Raw genomic sequence first — 16,385 nt, 5'->3', positions numbered from 1 at the left:
AGGAGCGCGTGCCACGTGGATGAACACGCGGTGGCAGAAGGTGTTTCCGCGACAGGCGGGAACCGGGGGAAATGCCCCTTGTGTTTCGATGCGGCCGCCCCACTTCGCGCGGCCGAGTGATCCATGCTACCGACTTCCGCATTTGTTTCGAATGGTCGTCGCGAACAAGGGCAGACGTGAAGTCGTTAGGCAGGCGAACGGCCCAGCGGGATCGCTTTCAGTGAGCATCGCCTGGTCAGGCCGCTCGGCCAAACGGGACGCCGTTGCGACTATCGGGTGGGAGCGCCCGGAAAACGGGTGAACGGCGAATCCTTGTGTGACGCTCGGTCACTCGTCCGGGGAAAGTGCTCCGAAGGAGTCCCGGGCGGGTCGTCGCGTACGCCGGCGGGTTTCGCGATTAATTCGAGAACATTGTTGTGACTTGTCCGTCGTTTCGGTGGGCACGGCTGAAGGCGGAGGTTTCGCCTGCCTGGGGCAGACTGAGGGCATCAAGGGTGCACGCCGCCGGTGAGTGTCGATCCGCCGTCGCCGCGTGCCGAATGGAATTCTCCGCACCGAGTAAGGGGATCCATGTTCTGCGTTCCATCGCGATTAAACGAATGCCGGCCGAGGCGGATCGATGGCGGTGGAACCGGCCGGTCAACGGGCAATCACCGTGGAGGTGGTGAAAGCGTGAGCAGTACCAGGATCGCGATCGTCGGTATCGGGCTGTGCTACCCGGACGCGGGCTCGCCCCGCGAACTGTGGGAGAACGTGCTGGCAGGACGCCGAGCCTTCCGGCGGCTGCCGGACGAGCGGATGAACCACGCGGACTACTACTCGCCGGACCCGGCGGCGCCGGACCGGTTCTATTCGGCGAAAGCCGCTGTGCTGCGCGACTTCGAGTTCGACCGGGCACGTTACAAGGTGTCCGGTGGAACCTACCGCGCGACGGATCTGACCCACTGGCTCGCACTCGACGTCGCCGCGCAGGCGCTGACCGACGCGGGTTACGCCGACGGTGAGGGGCTTCCGCGGCAGTCGACGGGCGTCGTTCTCGGCAACAGTCTCACCGGGGAGTTCTCCCGCGCCAACATCATGCGGCTCCGCTGGCCGTACGTCCGCCGGACGCTCGCGGCGGCACTGGCCGACAAGGGATGGACCCCGGAAGAGTCGGGCGAATTCCTCCGCGAGTTCGAAACCCGCTACAAGGAACCGTTCCCGCCGATCAACGAGGACTCGCTGGCCGGGGGACTGGCGAACACCATCGCCGGCCGGATCTGCAACCACTTCGACCTGCGCGGTGGCGGCTACACGGTCGACGGCGCGTGCTCCTCCTCGCTGCTGTCCGTCGCCACGGCGGCGAAGGCGCTGGAGGACGGTGACCTCGACGTCGTGCTGGCCGGTGGTGTCGACCTGTCCATCGATCCCTTCGAGGTGATCGGGTTCGCGAAGACCGGTGCGCTCGCCAAGAGCGAGATGAAGGTCTATTCCAAGGACTCCAACGGTTTCTGGCCGGGGGAGGGGTCGGGACAGCTGGTGCTGATGCGGGAGTCCGACGCGATCGAGCAAGGGAAGCGGATCTACGCCACGATCACCGGCTGGGGTGTCTCCTCCGACGGCAAGGGCGGGATCACCCGGCCCGAGGCGGACGGCCACCGGCTCGCGCTCTCGCGCGCCTACCGCCGGGCGGGCTACGGGCTGGAGTCGGTCTCCTACTTCGAGGGGCACGGCACCGGGACCGCTCTCGGCGACGCCACGGAAATCGACGCGCTGTCTTCGGCACGCCGGGACGCGAAGCCGTCGGCCCGTCCGGCCGCGCTCAGCACCGTGAAGGGCAACCTCGGGCACACCAAGGCCGCTGCCGGGGTCGCCGGCCTGATCAAGGCGTCTCTCGCGGTGTATCACCAGGTCATCCCGCCGGGCACCGGGTTCGGCGAACCGCATCCGAAGCTGCTCGACGACTCCGCCGCGCTGTACCTGCCGAACAGCCCTGAACTGTGGCCCACGAGCGAGCCTGTACGGGCCGGGGTCTCGGCGATGGGCTTCGGCGGGATCAACACCCACATCGCGGTCGAGGAGCCGCGTGGTGTCACGCGCCGCGCCGAGCTGGACGGCTGGACCGCGAACGCCGTGGCCGGACGCCAGGACGCCGAGGTCTGGCTGTTCGACGCGGCCGACACCGCGGAACTGCGGGAGCGGATCGCGAGGGCCGCCGCGGTCGCGGGCAAACTCGCGTTCGCCGAACTGGCCGACGTCGCGGCGGTTCTGGCCGGTGAACTCACCGGCGCCGCCGTCCGCGCCGCCGTGGTGGCGGCGAACCCCGAAGAAGCGGAGAAGCGCCTCGCCGGTCTGCTCGGCCGGATCGACGCGGGGGAGGCCACCGTCTTCGAACCGGGTGAAGGCATCTTCCTCGGCCGTCCGGCCCGCACACCGGCGATCGCTTTCCTCTTCCCGGGGCAGGGCTCGGGCAAGGGCACTGCCGGAGCTCTCCGGCGGCGGTTCGAAGAGGCCGACGAGCCTTTCGTGACGGTGGGGTTGTCCGGGAACGGCGACCAGGTCGCGACGCAGGTCGCCCAGCCGAGGATCGTGGCGGGAGCGGTGGGCGCGCTACAAGTGTTGCGGCGCCTCGGAATTGAAGGTGCTGTCGCGGCGGGGCACAGCCTCGGCGAACTGAGCGCGCTGCATTGGGGCGGTGCCCTGGACACCGCGCAGGTGCTGCGTCTGGCCGCGGTGCGCGGCGAAGTCATGGCCACGGCCAGCCGCGGTGGCGGCACGATGGCGGGTCTCGCGACCGGCCCCGACGACGCGGCACGGCTGGCCGAAGGCGAGGACGTCGTCATCGCCGGGTTCAACGGGCCCTCCCAGACCGTGCTGTCCGGTGCCGTCGCGGCGATCGAGCGGGTGTGCGCCCGAGCGGCCGCGGCCGGGGTCACCGCCACCCGGATCGCGGTCTCCCACGCGTTCCACTCAACGCTCGTCGCGCCCGCGGCCGAGGCGATGACCGAGCGTCTCGCCGAGTTCGACTTCGCGCCGTTGACCGGCCGGGTGATCTCCACCGTGACCGGCACGGCCCTCACCGCGGGGACCGACCTGCGGGCGTTGCTGCGCGAGCAGGTCCTGGCGCCGGTGCGGTTCCACCAGGCGGCCGCCGAGGCCGCGGGCCAGGCCGACCTGGTGCTCGAGCTGGGGCCCGGCCGGGTGCTCGGCGGCCTGCTGGCCGAGATCGCGCCGGGTAAACCGGTGCTGTCCCTCGACACCGACAACCCGTCACTCATCCCGCTGCTGCGGATCGTCGCGGCGGCGTTCACCGCGGGCGCGCCGGTGGACACCGAGGCGCTCTTCGAGGGCCGGGTCGTCCGGCCGTTCCCACTCGACGGCGGGTTCACCTTCCTGGCCAGTCCCTGCGAGGAGGCCCCGGAAAGCTCGATCGGGCAGACCATGCTGCCGGAGGAGGCGCCCGCCGAGACGGCGGTCCTCGCGTCCGATATCGGCCGGTCGACGCTCGACCTGCTGTGCAAACTGGTCGCCGACCGGCTGGAACTCCCGCCCGACGTCGTCGGCCCGGACACTCATCCACTCGACGACCTGCATCTGAGCTCGATCACTGTCGGCCAGCTGATCAACGACGTGACCAGGGAGCTTGGCCGTCCGGCGCTGGCCGCGACGACGAACTTCGCCACGGTGAGCATCGGTGAACTCGCGAAGATGATCGACGAGCTGGCCGCGACCGCGCAGGCGGACGAGTCGCCGGACAACACGGAGCCGCCCGGTGTCGCGACCTGGGTGCGGGCCTTCTCTGTCGGCGAAGTCGCCGAACCCGCCCCAGCGGCCGGCGACACGACGAGCGCCGGTCCCGGCTCCTGGACCGTTCACACGGTGGCGGGTCATCCCCTCGCCGGACCCGTGCGCAGGGCGCTCGAGGCCGCGGCCGTCGGCGGGGGTGTGCTGCTGTGCCTGCCGCCCGAGTGCGACGAGTCGCGTTCGGGACTGTTCCTCGAAGCGGCACGAGCGGCGCTGGCCGCGCCCGCGGGCAGCCGGTTCGCGGTGGTCCAGCACGGGCTGGGTGCGGACGGGCTGGCCAGGACGCTGTTCCTGGAGTCGGGCGCCACACCCACGACCGTGATCACCTTCGACGACTCGGCGATCGCGGCCGAGGCGGCGGCAGCGCTGGTGGCCACCGAGGTCGCCGCGACCACGGAATACACCGCGGTGCGCTACGCGGCGGACGGCACCCGGACGGTACCGGCGCTCACCGCGATGCTGCCGGACCGGGCCGGACCGTCCCCTTTGGACACCACCGACGTGGTGCTGGCGACCGGGGGCGGCAAGGGCATCACCGCCGAGTGCGCGCTGGCCATCGCCATGGACAGCGGTGCCAGGCTGGCCCTGTTCGGCAGGGCAGCGGTGCACGAGGACACCGAACTCGCCGCGAACCTGTCCAGAATGGACGCCGCGGGAGTCGAGTACCAGTACGAACAGGTCGATGTCACCTCGGCGGCGGAGGTCGCGGCCGGGGTGGCCCGGATCAAAGCCGGCCTGGGTGCCGTCACGGCCGTTCTCCACGGCGCCGGGCGCAACATGCCCGCCGCGATCGGCTCGCTGACCCCGGAGGAGTTCAGCGCGACCTTGGCGCCGAAGGTCTCGGGGCTGCGGAACGTGCTGGCCGCGGTCGACCAGGACCGGCTCAAGCTACTGCTGACCTTCGGCAGCGTCATCGGCCGTGCCGGTTTACGCGGGGAAGCGCATTACGCCACCGCCAACGACTGGATGTCCGAGCTGACCGTGCGGTTCCAGCGGGAGCACCCGCGGGCCAGGGCGCTCGCGCTCGAGTGGTCGGTGTGGTCCGGTGCGGGCATGGGGGAGCGGCTGGGCGTGGTGGAGGCGCTGATGCGCGACGGCATCACGCCGATCTCGACCGAAGAGGGAATCGCGGTGCTGCGCCAGGTGCTGGGCGATCCGTCGGCAGGACCGGTGCTGGTGGTTTCGGGCAGGCTCGGCGGGCAGCCGACGCTGAACCTGCCCCGCCCCGAACTGCCGCTGCGCCGGTTCACCGACCGGGTTCTCGTGCACTACCCGGATGTCGAACTCGTCACAGAAGCCGACTTGAGCGCGGGCAGCGACCCGTACCTCGCCGATCATCTTCTCGACGGCGACTACCTGTTCCCGGCGGTGCTGGGCATGGAGGCGATGGCGCAGGTCGGCGCCGCGGCCGTCGGGCACCGGAGCTCGCCGCTGCTCGAAAACGCCGAGTTCCTGCGCCCGATCGTCGTGCGCCCCGGTGGTGTCACGACCGTCCGGTTCGCGGCGCTCGTACGGGACGCCTCGACGGTGGAAGTGGTCATCCGCAGTGCCGAGACGGGCTTCAGCGCCGACCACTTCCGGGCCACCCTGCGGTATCCGCGTCCGCGGCTGATGGCGGCGGTCGACGGCGCCGAGCCCGGTTTGCCGCTGGTCCCGGTGGAACCGGTCAGCGACCTCTACGGCGGGGTGCTGTTCCAGGGAAAGCGGTTCCAACGACTACAGGCCTACCGGCGCGTCGGAGCGCGACGTGCCGTCGCCGAGGTCTCGACGAGCTCGACGTCGGCGTGGTTCGCGCCGTTCCTGCCGCAGGAACTGGTACTGGCCGACCCGGGCACCCGGGACACGATGATGCACGCTTTGCAGTGCTGCGTCCCCGACGCGACGTTGCTGCCCGAACGCGTCGACCGGCTCCATCTGTCCGAAGTGGAGGACCAGAACACGCCGTACGTCGTTCTCGACGCGCGTGAGCGGTCACAGGACGGGGACAGCTACATCTACGACATCGACGTCCGCGACCAGGTCGGGATCCTGGTCGAACGATGGGAAGGTCTCAAGCTCAGGGCGGTCCGCAAACGCGACGGCGCCGGCCCGTGGGTGCCGTCGCTGCTGGGGCCGTATCTCGAACGCTCCCTCGAAGACGTGCTCGGGGGTGGGCGCACGGTGGTGGTCGAACCCGACCCGGTCCGGACGGACGCGGGTCCGCCCGCGGAGCGGCGGGCGCAGACGAAGCTCGCCGTGAGCCGGGCGCTGGGCCGCCCCGTCCAGGTGCGGTACCGGCCTGACGGGCGCCCCGAGACCGACGGCGCGGTCATCTCGGCTTCCCACACCGCGGGGCTGACCATGGCGGTGGTGGGCGAGGGACGGCTGGGTTGCGACATCGAAACGGTTCTGTCACGCACCGAAGCCGACTGGGCGGGCCTCCTGGGGCCGGACGGCGTCGCGGTCCGCGACCTGTTGTGCTCCTTGTCTGCGGACGACGAGGCGGTGGCGGGCACTCGCGTCTGGAGCGCGCTCGAGTGTGTGCGCAAAGCGGGTTCGGCCGGTCAGGCGCTGACCGTGGACCGGGTGCTGCCCCACGGCTGGACGGTGCTTTCCGCCGGCGACACCCGCATCGCCACCTGGGTGACGACGATCTCCGGGGTGGCCGAGCCGGTGGTGTTCGCCGTGCTGGTGGGGAAGGAGTGGTGACATGTCCGGGTACTACGAGATCCGTCATATCGTCGGGTTCGAGGAGACGAACCTGGTCGGCAACGTCTACTACGTGAACTATCTGCGCTGGCAGGGACGGTGCCGTGAGATGTTCCTCAAAGACAGGGCACCGGCGGTGCTGGAGGAGGTGCGCGACGACCTCAAACTCTTCACGCTCAAGGTCGATTGCGAGTTCTTCGCGGAGATCACCGCCTTCGACGAACTGGCGGTGCGGATGCGGCTCGAGGAACTGACGCAGACGCAGATCCAGTTCACCTTCGACTACGTACTGCTGGAGCGGGACGGCGAAGAGACGCTGGTCGCCCGAGGCCGTCAACGCATCGCTTGCATGCGAGGCCCCAACACGGCGACAGTCCCGACAAGGGTTCCTGAAGCGCTCCGCGACGCGCTCGCGCCTTATGCGGTGTCGACGGCGGCGGTGAGCCCCTGATGGGCGGCGACGTCACACCGGGGCCGGGGCGCGGCTCCCCGGTACTCGCCAGGAACCCGGTACCCACCCGGTTCCGCGAGACGATGTCCCGGTTCGCCACCGGGGTCACGGTCCTCACCACGGGGGGCGAACGGGTGCACGGGATGACCGCCAACGCGTTCACCTCGGTGTCGCTCGAACCGCCGCTGGTGCTGTGCTGTGTGTCCCGGGCGGCGGTGATGCACGAGGCGATCACCGCCACCGGGTCGTTCGGCGTATCCGTGCTGGGTGCCCGGCAACAAGATCTGGCGAAGTACTTCGCCGGCCGGTCGCGGCCCTTGGGCGCCGCCCAGTTCGACCCTGTCGAGTGGGTACCGGGTCCGCGTACCGGCGCCCCTCTGCTGACCGGCGCGCTCGCCTGGCTCGAGTGCGAACTGGTCGACGGGCACCAGGGTGGGGACCACTCCATCTTCGTCGGGTCGGTCCTGGCGTCCACCGTGGGCGCCGGGCACGACGCGCTCGTCTTTTTCGGCGGAGCCTTCGGGCAGACGGACCAAGGGCAGGGCGTGCCCCGGCTCGACCGAGGAGGAGCCTGATGCGGGCCACCGGATCGCCGGGCACCGCCCGGGAAGGGACCAAAGTGGACAGAACGCCGTGGCCGGTGATCGCGTCTTGAGCACCTTCGAGCGAGAAGCCAGTCCGAGGATCCCGTTCGAAGAGCGTGTGGCCTCGTTCGTGTCGATGCGCGAGCTGCGCGAACGGCGGGACAGCCTGCACCGGAACACGCTCGCCGGCGGCCACGCGGCCGTGGAACGACAGCGCGCGAGCGGGAAGCGCACCGCACGGGAGCGACTGGACCTCCTGCTCGACGAAGGATCGTTCGTCGAGCTCGGCCTGCATCGCCGGCAGCTGCCGACAGGTCCGTTGAGCCCCCGTGAGCGGCCGCGGACCGACGGCGTGGTCGTGGGATCCGGGACGATCGAGGGCCGCCAGGTGTTCGTCTACGCCCAGGACTTCTCCATCTTCGGCGGCTCACTGGGCGAAGCGCACGCGGCGAAGATCCACAAGGTGATGGATCTGGCGCTGGAGACCGGTTCGCCGTTGATCGGGTTGAACGACAGCGGCGGTGCGCGGATCCAGGAAGGGGTGATGGCGTTGCACGGCTACGGCGGTATCTTCCGCCGCCAGGTCGCCGCCTCGGGCATCATCCCGCAGATCAGCGTGGTGCTCGGCCCCTGCGCGGGCGGCGCCACCTACTCGCCCGCGCTGGCCGACTTCACCTTCATGGTCCGCGACATCGCGAAGATGTACCTGACCGGCCCCGCGGTCGTGAAGGCCGTCACCGGCGAGCACGTCAGTCACGAGGAACTCGGCGGGGCCGGGGTGCACGGCGAGTCCTCGGGGGTGGCGACCTTCGTGTACGACGACGAACCGGGTTGCCTGGAAGACGTCCGTCACCTGGTCTCGCTGCTGCCGTCCAACAACATGGAGCTGCCACCCCGCTCCGCCGCGTCGGGCGCGGACACGGACGTGCGCCCCCGGCTGGCCGAGATCGTGCCCGCGGATCCGGCCAAGCCCTACGACGTCCGTGACGTGATCGCGGAGGTGACCGACGACGGCGCGTACTTCGAACTGCACGAGGGCTGGGCGGCCAACATCGTGTGCGCGTTCGCCCGCGTCGACGGTGAGGTGGTGGGGATCGTCGGCAACCAGCCGATCGTGCTCGCCGGAGTGCTGGACGCCGACGCGGCACAGAAGGCGGCACGGTTCGTGCGTTTCTGTGACGCCTTCGGTATTCCTCTCGTCACCCTGGTGGACGTACCGGGCTTCCTGCCCGGCAGCGAACAGGAACGCGGGGGCATCATCCGTCACGGAGCGAAGCTGCTCTACGCCTACTGCGAGGCGACCGTGCCACGCGTCCAGGTGATCCTGCGAAAGGCATACGGCGGCGCCTACATCGTCATGGATTCCCGCTCAGTGGGCAACGATCTGTCCCTGGCCTGGCCCACCAACGAGATCGCCGTGATGGGCGCGGAGGGGGCGGTGGACATCCTGTTCCGCCGCGAACTCGCCACCGTCGACGACCAGCGGGAGCTGCGTGCCGAGCTGCTGGCGCACTACAACGAACAGCTGATCCATCCGTACTACGCGGCCGAGCGGGGCCTGGTGGACGACGTGATCGACCCGGCGGAGACCCGGTCCCTGATCGCCAAGGGGCTGGCCATGTTGCGGGACAAGAGAAGGCAGCCTTTCCGGCGGAAACACGGAAACATGCCGCTGTAGGCCCGGCCCGCTCGCGGTGGGCACAATGCGCGGTATCGAAATACAAGAGGGCCCGGAGCGAATCCGGGCAATCCTTGTATTTCGTGCCGAAAGCCGCGAAAAAGTGAAGCCGGAAAGCTATCCGGCTTCGGTGAGTATCGACGACCTGATTTCCAGCAGGGCGAGTACCACCGGGGGGTCGATCATTCGCTTGGGTGTGAGGGTCAGATTCACCGGCCCGCAGGAGACGCCGGCGCCTACCGTTATGGGGCCATATGCGCCAACCGACAACCCGAGGTCGTCATCGACCGGGACACGTAAAACCTCATTGCGGTCCTTGGACAACGAGTGCGACAGCACGTACCATTCCCCGTTCGGAACGTCGTCGATGCGAAAGTGGCCAGGCCTGTCGAGCACGGTGCACTTGATCGGGCGTCCTTGGGGGATGCGGCCCGGGAACACGCCCACGAACACCACGCCGAGTTCGTCCGGGTGCTCCGCGGTGACCTTCCCGTGCACCACGCCCGGGTTGTGGCTGTTCCTGCTGGTCCTGCTCTGGCAGCGCAACTGGGCGACCCCGCCGCCGCTCCGGTACTCGGTCGGTGAGACCCCGACGGCCTTGCTGAACGTCGTGCTGAAGGTGCCGACGCTGGAGTAGCCGACCAAATGGCTCACTTCGATCACGTTGATGGAGGTCGTCAGCAGCAGCCGTTTGGCCTCTTGCAGCCTGATGGCGGTGAGGAAACGCCCTGGGGAAATTCCGGTCACTCGCTGAAACATTCTTGTGAAATAAAACTTGCTGAACATGGCGACTCGGGCCAGATCTTCGACTGTCACCTTTTCATTGAAATTCTCGAACATGTATCCGACTGCACGATCAACTGCACGCTCGGAAGAAGTCATACTTTCCCCAGTCCCCTTGTGACAACCGAACTCGTAATCCCTTCAATGTCACTTTAAAACAGTACCAAGCGATTCAGGGGTCGTCAAAGGAAGAGATCTTCTTATCATGGCGACCGAACCTCGCACTAGTGATCGCGGACTTGTTCACCACAACGGCCCATGGTGCAATTCGCAGAGTGAGCCCTTTAGCGTCAAGGGTCTTACGTGGCCAAAATAAGGGAGGTCTTGAGGAGGTGCGGGACCAGGGGGGATGTGACCCAAAGTGACTTCGATCGGGTGATACTCCCAGCACCGAGGCCGATAAGGGCACGTGGGAAGACGTGGCGCGCACGAGTGCCTGATGCGTTCGCGCCCCCGCCGGGCGCGACGGGATTCGATCCCCATCGCACCCGGGTGGCCCGCGGCGTCATTTCCGGGCGGTGTCCTGCAAAAGCCAGTCGAGCGCCTCGACCGCGGAGCCGAGGACCGAAATGTGCCCTTCGTCCGGCCGCAGCCACAGCTTCGCCGAATCGCACCGGTTCGCCAGCCATTCGGCGTGCGCACTGGGTGCGATCCGGTCTTGGCCGCCGTGGATCAGCAGTACCGGCGGACGCACCTGACCGAGGTCGCAACCCCACTCCGCGACATAGGCCAGCTCGTCGTCCATCATGCCGCCAGGGTCACCCTGGATGGCCTTCTCCGCGACTTCACCCAGCCAAGACCATTCGCCCGAAAGCAGGTCGTGGTCAGCGGGCGTGAAGTCGTCCGGGTCGAACTCACTGTCGGAGAGGAAGTTTTCCAGCTGCGCCCTCCCCGCCGAAGCGGCGCGAAGCCTTCTCTCGCCGGAGGCGCTCATTCCCGCGAACCAGTCGAGTCCCTCGACTCCCGCCGGGGCCAGCCCGGAAACGCAGACCGCGCCCAGTACGCGCTCGGGCAGCAGCGCGGCGCACGCCAGCGCGTGCGAGCCGCCGCCGGAGTGCCCCATCACCGCGAACTTCTCGACGCCCAGCGCGTCGGCGATCGCGGCCACGTCGGCTGCCACCGACGAGATGGCCCGGCCGGGGTGGGGCGTCGATCCGCCGTAGCCGGGACGATCGTGCGAAACCCACCGCACGCCTCGTTCGGCCGCGGCGGCGAGCAGCGGCTCGGGTGGCGCGCCGACGTTCGGGGTGCCGTGGTGCCAGAACACGAGAAGTCGCGTTTCGGTGTCGCCTGGGCCGGTGTCGTAGACGTGCAACGTGCGGCCGTCATTCAGTGCCAGGTCTTTTTCCGTCACCATGCGCAGAGCCTAGCCCAGGCAACCACCCCGAATTCGACGGCCGAGCCCACGACGGAATGGCGGAGTTCGTCGTTGTCCGAACCCGCCCGGAAACAGTCGGCGAATGTAGCGGTGGATCGCTTCTGCCGCGGCATCGGGAATCGTCGCGCATTCTCCGGAATCGGCTCCCGTGAGCAGGGCCCGCTCAGTCGCGCCAGCGTGCTGTCGGCAGCGCGGGGACCCGGTGACCTCGGTGGCCGGTCATCTCCTCGTTCGCGACGAGCGCGTTGAGCACGGCTTCTTCGGTCGCCTGCACCACGGCTTCGAAGAACGGGTCGAGCCTGCCCCACGGAATGAACCGGAGGTTCTCGTACTCGGCTTCCTCGGTCCGGGGGAAGCGGCTGGTGAGCGAGCCAGGGTTCGCCGTGCTGAACGCGAGAAAGAGGTCGCCGGAGAAGTGCGAGCCCGCGGTGCCGGTGCGGGCGAGGCCGAGCGGAACCCGGCGCGCGAGCGAGGTGCATTGGCCCGGCAACAGGGGAGCGTCGGTGCCCACGATCACGATCACCGACCCCGCGCCCGACGGCGCCGCCCACTGCTCTTCCATCGGGTTGTCCGCGCTCAGCTCGATTCCGACCGGTTCACCGGCGACGGTGAGTTCGCGGCGTGAGCCGAAGTTGGCCTGTACCAAAACGCCCACGGTGTACTCGTCGTCCCCGTAGGGCACCAGTCGGGAGGCCGTGCCGGTGCCGCCCTTGAAGCCGTAACAGGTCATCCCGGTACCGCCGCCGACGGAGCCCTCGCCGACCGGGCCGGTCCGCGCGGCGTCGATCGCGTCGATGGCGTGTCCAGTGTGGATGGTCGGCGCGGTGCTGTCGTTCAGGTAGCCGTCCCAGGTTTCGGCGACCACCGGCAGCAGCCATTCGGCCGCCACGTCGGGCCGTTCGCGCACCACCCAGTCGATCACGCCTCGGTGACAGGCGCCGACAGCGTGGGTGGAGGTGATCAGCACCGGCAGCGTCAGTGAACCCGTCTCGGCCAGCCAAGCGGTGCCGGTCATCTCGCCGTTGCCGTTGAGCGCGTAGGTCCCGGCCGCGCAAGGCACGGCGAAATCCTCCCGTCCGCGCGGCAGCACGGCGGTGACGCCGGTGCGCACGGACTGGCCTTCGACGAGTGTCGTGAAGCCGATCTCCACACCGGGGACGTCGGTGAGCGCGTTGTGCTCGCCGGTCCGGCCGGGCAGGGGGACACCCAGATCGCGGGCGCGGGTCATGAACGTTCCTCCAGGGGATTCGTGGTGGCGGTGCGGGCGTAGGACAGCAACATCGCTTCGGCGGTCGCGGTCTCCAGCGTCGGCACGGCTTGGGTGAGGTGCAGGCCGTAGCCGTCTTCCAGCGCGACGAGGTTCCGCGCGATCGACACCGCGTCCGTGGTCAGCACGAACTCGCCGGTGGCGGCGCCGGCTTCGAGAATGCCGGTGTAGATCCGCACCTGCTGTTCGTAGAGCGTGATGTGCCGGGCGGCGTACACGGGATCGCGGCGGGCGATCGTGCCGAGTTCGTAGAGCAGCACGCAGAGTTCGTCGCCGGGGCCGGTGGGCAGGCCGCTGCGGATCATCGAGAGCAACCGTTCGCCAGGGGCGGTCTTCGCGTTCGCGGCCCGTTCCCTCGCCGAACAGAAGCGCGCCACCGCCTCGCGCTGCACCTCCTGGAGCAGGTCGGCGAGGGTGGGGAAGTAGTACAGGACCGAACCCGACGACAACCCCGCGCCCTCGGCGATGTCCCGCAGCCGCAGGTTCAGCACGCCGCGTTCGAGGACGGCGCGTCCGGCCACCTCGATCAGTTCGGCCCGTCGCTCCGGTGCCTTGCTCGGTCTCGCCATCCGCCCATTCTTCGAACCTTCTTCAAAAAACGCAAGACCGGATCCGGATCAGGTCTTGACGTCACACGGTGAAGAGCCTTTGATGCGTGCTCAACAGTTTTTCGAAGGAGACTCAAAGAACCCACCTTCCAGGAGGTCGGCCGTGTCCACTCCCGCCTTACGCCGCGGTCTGCGCACCCTCGGCACGCTGCTCATCACGCTTTCCGCGATCAGTCCCGCCTCGTCGGTCTTCATCATCGCGCCGGGAGTGATCTCCGGCGCCGGGACGGGCGCCTTCTACAGCTTCGTGGCCGCCGCGGTCGTGGGCGTGTTCATGGCCTTCGTCTACGCCGAACTCGCGTCGGCCTTCCCGCTGGCAGGCGGGGAATACGCGATCGTCACCCGCACGCTCGGGAGGTTGCCGGGGTTCGCCGTACTGGGTCTGATGATCATCACGCAGGTGCTCATCGTGGCGGTGATCGCGCTCGGCGTCGGCACCTATCTCGGTGTGCTCATGCCCGGCGTGCCCGGCCCGGTGATCGCCGCCGTGACCTGCGTGGTCGCGGCCGTGGTGGGGGTGTTCGACATCAAGCTCAACGCCTGGGTGACCGGGATCTTCCTCGCCATCGAGATCCTCGCGCTGATCGTGGTCAGCGCACTGGGGCTGTTCAACCCGGCGCGGTCGTTCAGCGAACTGCTCGCGCATCCGGTCGCCTCCGACGGGAGCCCGGCGACGGTCGGCGCCATCGCGATCGCCACCTCGGTCGCGATCTTCGCTTACAACGGCTACGGCTCGGCGGTGTACTTCGGCGAGGAGACGCAGGACGCCTCCCGCGGGATCGCCCGCGCGATCCTGTTCGCGCTCGGCATCACGGTGCTCGCCGAACTGATCCCGGTGACCGCGGTCCTGCTCGGCGCGCCCGATCTGAACGCGTTGTTCGCCTCGGAGAACATGTTGTCCTATTTCATCGACTCGCGTGGCGGCGGAACGCTCGACACCGTGCTCGGCCTGGCGGTCGCGCTCGCGATCGTCAACGCGGTACTGGCGATCGTGCTGATCAGCTCGCGGATGCTGTTCAGCAGCGGCCGCGACCGGGCGTGGCCGTCGCCGGTCAACCGGGCGCTGTCCGCGGTGCACCCGAAGTTCGGGACGCCGTGGGTGGCCACCGTCGGCACCGGCCTGGTGGCCGCGCTGCTTTGCTTCGTCGACCCGAAACTGCTGTTGGTGGTCACGAGCACGTCGATCGTGGCGGTCTACGCGGCATTGTGTCTCGGAGCGATCGTCGGCCGCCGCACCGGCGCCACCGCGCACGCCGAGTACCGGATGCCCTGGTTCCCGGTCGCGCCGGTGCTGGCGCTCGCCGTGCTGGTGTTCGTCGTCTACCAGAACCTGCTCGATCCGGCGGTGGGACGGCCGAGCCTGATCGTCACGGCCTGCGTCGCCCTGCTGTCGATCGCGTACTACGTCCTGGTGCTGCGGCGAAAGGGTGGCTGGAAGCTCGCCGACGTCACCGAGGAGAAGGTCACCGACGAGAAGGCCGAGGAGCGCGCCTGATCAGGTGTATTCCGCGATCTCCACGCCGTACGTGCCCGGTTCCAGTGCCTCGAAGATGTGCGGGATGTCGCCGGGGTAGCAGATGTAGTCGCCGGGCAGCAGTTCGACCGGGTCGTCCTGCGGCCCGACCCTGGCCCGCCCGGCGCTGAGGACCATGTGCTCGACGATGCCGCTCATATGCGGATCCGAGAGCCGGGGCTTGCCGGGCTCGGCGCGAATCAGGTACACGTCGCGCCGGGCGCCGGGCGGGCAGGAACTGAGCAGCGTGCACGCGTAGTCGGCGTGTTCGGCGAACACCGTCGGCCCGCTGCCCGAGCGGATGACCTGCACGCGGGGGCGTTCGGGCTCGACCACCCGGGAGAACGGGACGTCGAGCGCGACACACAGCGCCCAGATCGTCTCGACGCTCGGGTTCCCGGCCCCGGACTCCAGCTGGGAGAGCGTGGATTTCGCGATGCCGGCGCGTTTGGCGACCTCGGTGAGGGACAGCCCGGTGCGGGCGCGCTCCCGGCGCAGGGACGTGGCGATGACGTCCAGTGGGGCGCCGTCGGACGCGGTCGGAGACATGCGTTCGCTCCATCGGTCGTTGCGTTCGCCTTGACGAACACGGGGCGTTCGTTCATTGTATGACGCTATGCGTTCGATATGGCGAACAACCACCCGTGTCCTGGGGCGCGATCTTCTCCGTGACATCGGACTGGTCTGCCTCGCCGACACCATTGTCGGCATCTCCTACGGCGCGATCGCCGTGGGCTCCGGCTTCCCGATCTGGGCGCCGATGCTGCTCTCCGTACTGGTCTTCGCCGGTGCCTCGCAGTTCATGTTCGTCGGCATCATCGCCGCCGGCGGCAGCCCGGTCGCGGCCGTCGCGGCCGGTCTGCTGGCCAACGCGCGGCATCTGCCGTTCGGCTTCGCGATCGGCGACGTCCTGGGGAAGCGCTGGTCGTCGCGAGTGGTCGGCAGTCACCTCATGATCGACGAATCGGTCGCGTTCGCGCTGGCCCAGCGCGACGAGGCCCGCCGTCGCGCGGCCTACTGGGTGTGCGGGATCGGGCTGTTCGTGTGCTGGAACGTCGGCGTCCTCGCCGGGGCGTTCGCAGGGACGGCGATCAGCGACACGGACGCCTTCGGGCTCGACGCGGCCTTCCCCGCGGTCCTGCTCGCGCTGGTCCTGCCGTCGCTGCGCGACCGCGCCACCCGGCTGCCGGTGTTCGTCGGGGTGGCCGTCGCACTGGCCACGACACCGTTCCTGCCCGCCGGGCTGCCGGTGCTGCTCGCGCTGGTCGGCGTGCTGGCCGGAGTGGCCGCGAAGGAACCCGCCGAACGCGAACCCGAGGGAGTGCACTGATGGATCCGCTCGAACTGATCATCGCGGGCGGTGTGCTCGCCGCCGGAACCTTCGCCTTCCGCTTCGCCGGACCGGTGCTGAAGGCGCGGTTCACCGTTTCTCCCAAGGCGGAGAAACTGATGGCACGCTCGGCCGTCGTCCTGCTGGCCGCGCTGGTCGCCGTCGCCGCGCTCACCGAGGGGCACGAGTTCGCCGGTTACGCCCGGCCCGCCGGTGTCCTGGTCGGTGGCGTGCTCGCCTGGCGCAAGGCGCCGTTCGCGCTGGTCGTCGTGGCGGCCGCCGCGACCGCCGCCCTGCTGCGGCTCGCCGGGGTCCCCTGACC

General features: G+C 69.1%; 12 protein-coding genes. 7 read left to right on the top strand and 5 right to left on the bottom strand.

Annotated features, from left to right (window positions below; all coding sequences use genetic code 11):
• The first annotated feature begins 672 nt into the window (after nucleotides 1-672).
• From BS329_RS16710 to BS329_RS16695, 4 genes are all read left to right on the top strand, one after another.
• The gene (locus BS329_RS16710; RefSeq protein ID WP_076161752.1) at nucleotides 673-6,471 is read left to right on the top strand and encodes a type I polyketide synthase; all 5,799 of its coding nucleotides are present in this window, start codon (nucleotides 673-675) and stop codon (nucleotides 6,469-6,471) included.
• A gap of 1 nt (nucleotide 6,472) precedes the next feature.
• Entirely contained in the window at nucleotides 6,473-6,922 is a 450-nt protein-coding gene (locus BS329_RS16705) for an acyl-CoA thioesterase (RefSeq protein WP_076161750.1), read from the top strand.
• Entirely contained in the window at nucleotides 6,922-7,497 is a 576-nt protein-coding gene (locus BS329_RS16700; protein WP_076161748.1) for a flavin reductase family protein, read from the top strand. The genes BS329_RS16705 and BS329_RS16700 overlap by 1 nt, the downstream gene beginning before the upstream one ends.
• A 145-nt stretch (nucleotides 7,498-7,642) precedes the next feature.
• Nucleotides 7,643-9,184 (top strand): acyl-CoA carboxylase subunit beta, encoded by a 1,542-nt coding sequence (locus BS329_RS16695; protein ID WP_076161886.1) that lies wholly within the window; start codon nucleotides 7,643-7,645, stop codon nucleotides 9,182-9,184.
• A gap of 117 nt (nucleotides 9,185-9,301) precedes the next feature.
• On the opposite strand, the gene BS329_RS16690 is transcribed toward BS329_RS16695, so the two are convergent.
• The 4 genes from BS329_RS16690 to BS329_RS16675 all read right to left on the bottom strand — a co-directional run bounded on the left by BS329_RS16690 (nucleotide 9,302) and on the right by BS329_RS16675 (nucleotide 13,181).
• Nucleotides 9,302-10,024, bottom strand: a complete 723-nt coding sequence (locus tag BS329_RS16690; RefSeq protein WP_158075799.1) for a helix-turn-helix transcriptional regulator — start codon at nucleotides 10,022-10,024, stop codon at nucleotides 9,302-9,304.
• 448 nt (nucleotides 10,025-10,472) lie between these two features.
• Nucleotides 10,473-11,324 carry an alpha/beta fold hydrolase gene (locus BS329_RS16685; protein ID WP_076161744.1) on the bottom strand — a complete coding sequence of 284 codons (852 nt, stop codon included), beginning with the start codon at nucleotides 11,322-11,324 and terminating at the stop codon, nucleotides 10,473-10,475.
• A gap of 184 nt (nucleotides 11,325-11,508) precedes the next feature.
• Nucleotides 11,509-12,573 (bottom strand): DmpA family aminopeptidase, encoded by a 1,065-nt coding sequence (locus BS329_RS16680; protein ID WP_076161742.1) that lies wholly within the window; start codon nucleotides 12,571-12,573, stop codon nucleotides 11,509-11,511.
• The gene (locus tag BS329_RS16675; protein ID WP_076161740.1) at nucleotides 12,570-13,181 is read right to left on the bottom strand and encodes a TetR/AcrR family transcriptional regulator; all 612 of its coding nucleotides are present in this window, start codon (nucleotides 13,179-13,181) and stop codon (nucleotides 12,570-12,572) included. The genes BS329_RS16680 and BS329_RS16675 overlap by 4 nt, the downstream gene beginning before the upstream one ends.
• A gap of 142 nt (nucleotides 13,182-13,323) precedes the next feature.
• Between BS329_RS16675 and BS329_RS16670 the strand changes: the two genes are divergently transcribed.
• Nucleotides 13,324-14,715: an APC family permease gene (locus BS329_RS16670; protein ID WP_076161738.1), complete on the top strand. Its 1,392-nt coding sequence runs from the start codon at nucleotides 13,324-13,326 to the stop codon at nucleotides 14,713-14,715.
• Here BS329_RS16670 and BS329_RS16665 read toward each other — a convergent pair whose 3' ends face one another.
• Nucleotides 14,716-15,282 (bottom strand): helix-turn-helix domain-containing protein, encoded by a 567-nt coding sequence (locus BS329_RS16665; protein WP_076161736.1) that lies wholly within the window; start codon nucleotides 15,280-15,282, stop codon nucleotides 14,716-14,718.
• 67 nt (nucleotides 15,283-15,349) lie between these two features.
• On the opposite strand from BS329_RS16665, the gene BS329_RS16660 reads away from it, so the two are divergent.
• Together BS329_RS16660 and BS329_RS16655 are read left to right on the top strand one after the other, a co-directional pair.
• Nucleotides 15,350-16,063, top strand: a complete 714-nt coding sequence (locus BS329_RS16660; protein WP_076161734.1) for an AzlC family ABC transporter permease — start codon at nucleotides 15,350-15,352, stop codon at nucleotides 16,061-16,063.
• Nucleotides 16,063-16,383 carry an AzlD domain-containing protein gene (locus BS329_RS16655; protein WP_007034928.1) on the top strand — a complete coding sequence of 107 codons (321 nt, stop codon included), beginning with the start codon at nucleotides 16,063-16,065 and terminating at the stop codon, nucleotides 16,381-16,383. The genes BS329_RS16660 and BS329_RS16655 overlap by 1 nt, the downstream gene beginning before the upstream one ends.
• Nucleotides 16,384-16,385: the final 2 nt, after the last annotated feature.

Origin of the sequence: Amycolatopsis coloradensis (assembly GCF_001953865.1) — a bacterium.
In the GTDB taxonomy this organism is placed as follows: domain Bacteria; phylum Actinomycetota; class Actinomycetes; order Mycobacteriales; family Pseudonocardiaceae; genus Amycolatopsis; species Amycolatopsis coloradensis.
Note: the sequence above shows the minus strand (reverse complement) of the source record. Positions and strands in the feature narration are given on the sequence as shown.

Excerpts from the sequence above, each read along its gene's own strand:
- BS329_RS16700 (WP_076161748.1), top strand. The coding sequence starts at position 6,922 with ATGGGCGGCGACGTCACACCGGGGCCGGGGCGCGGCTCCCCGGTACTC.
- BS329_RS16665 (WP_076161736.1), bottom strand. The coding sequence starts at position 15,282 with ATGTCTCCGACCGCGTCCGACGGCGCCCCACTGGACGTCATCGCCACG.
- BS329_RS16685 (WP_076161744.1), bottom strand. The coding sequence starts at position 11,324 with ATGGTGACGGAAAAAGACCTGGCACTGAATGACGGCCGCACGTTGCAC.
- BS329_RS16690 (WP_158075799.1), bottom strand. The coding sequence starts at position 10,024 with ATGTTCGAGAATTTCAATGAAAAGGTGACAGTCGAAGATCTGGCCCGA.
- BS329_RS16675 (WP_076161740.1), bottom strand. The coding sequence starts at position 13,181 with ATGGCGAGACCGAGCAAGGCACCGGAGCGACGGGCCGAACTGATCGAG.
- BS329_RS16705 (WP_076161750.1), top strand. The coding sequence starts at position 6,473 with ATGTCCGGGTACTACGAGATCCGTCATATCGTCGGGTTCGAGGAGACG.
- BS329_RS16680 (WP_076161742.1), bottom strand. The coding sequence starts at position 12,573 with ATGACCCGCGCCCGCGATCTGGGTGTCCCCCTGCCCGGCCGGACCGGC.
- BS329_RS16660 (WP_076161734.1), top strand. The coding sequence starts at position 15,350 with ATGCGTTCGATATGGCGAACAACCACCCGTGTCCTGGGGCGCGATCTT.
- BS329_RS16655 (WP_007034928.1), top strand. The coding sequence starts at position 16,063 with ATGGATCCGCTCGAACTGATCATCGCGGGCGGTGTGCTCGCCGCCGGA.
- BS329_RS16695 (WP_076161886.1), top strand. The coding sequence starts at position 7,643 with ATGCGCGAGCTGCGCGAACGGCGGGACAGCCTGCACCGGAACACGCTC.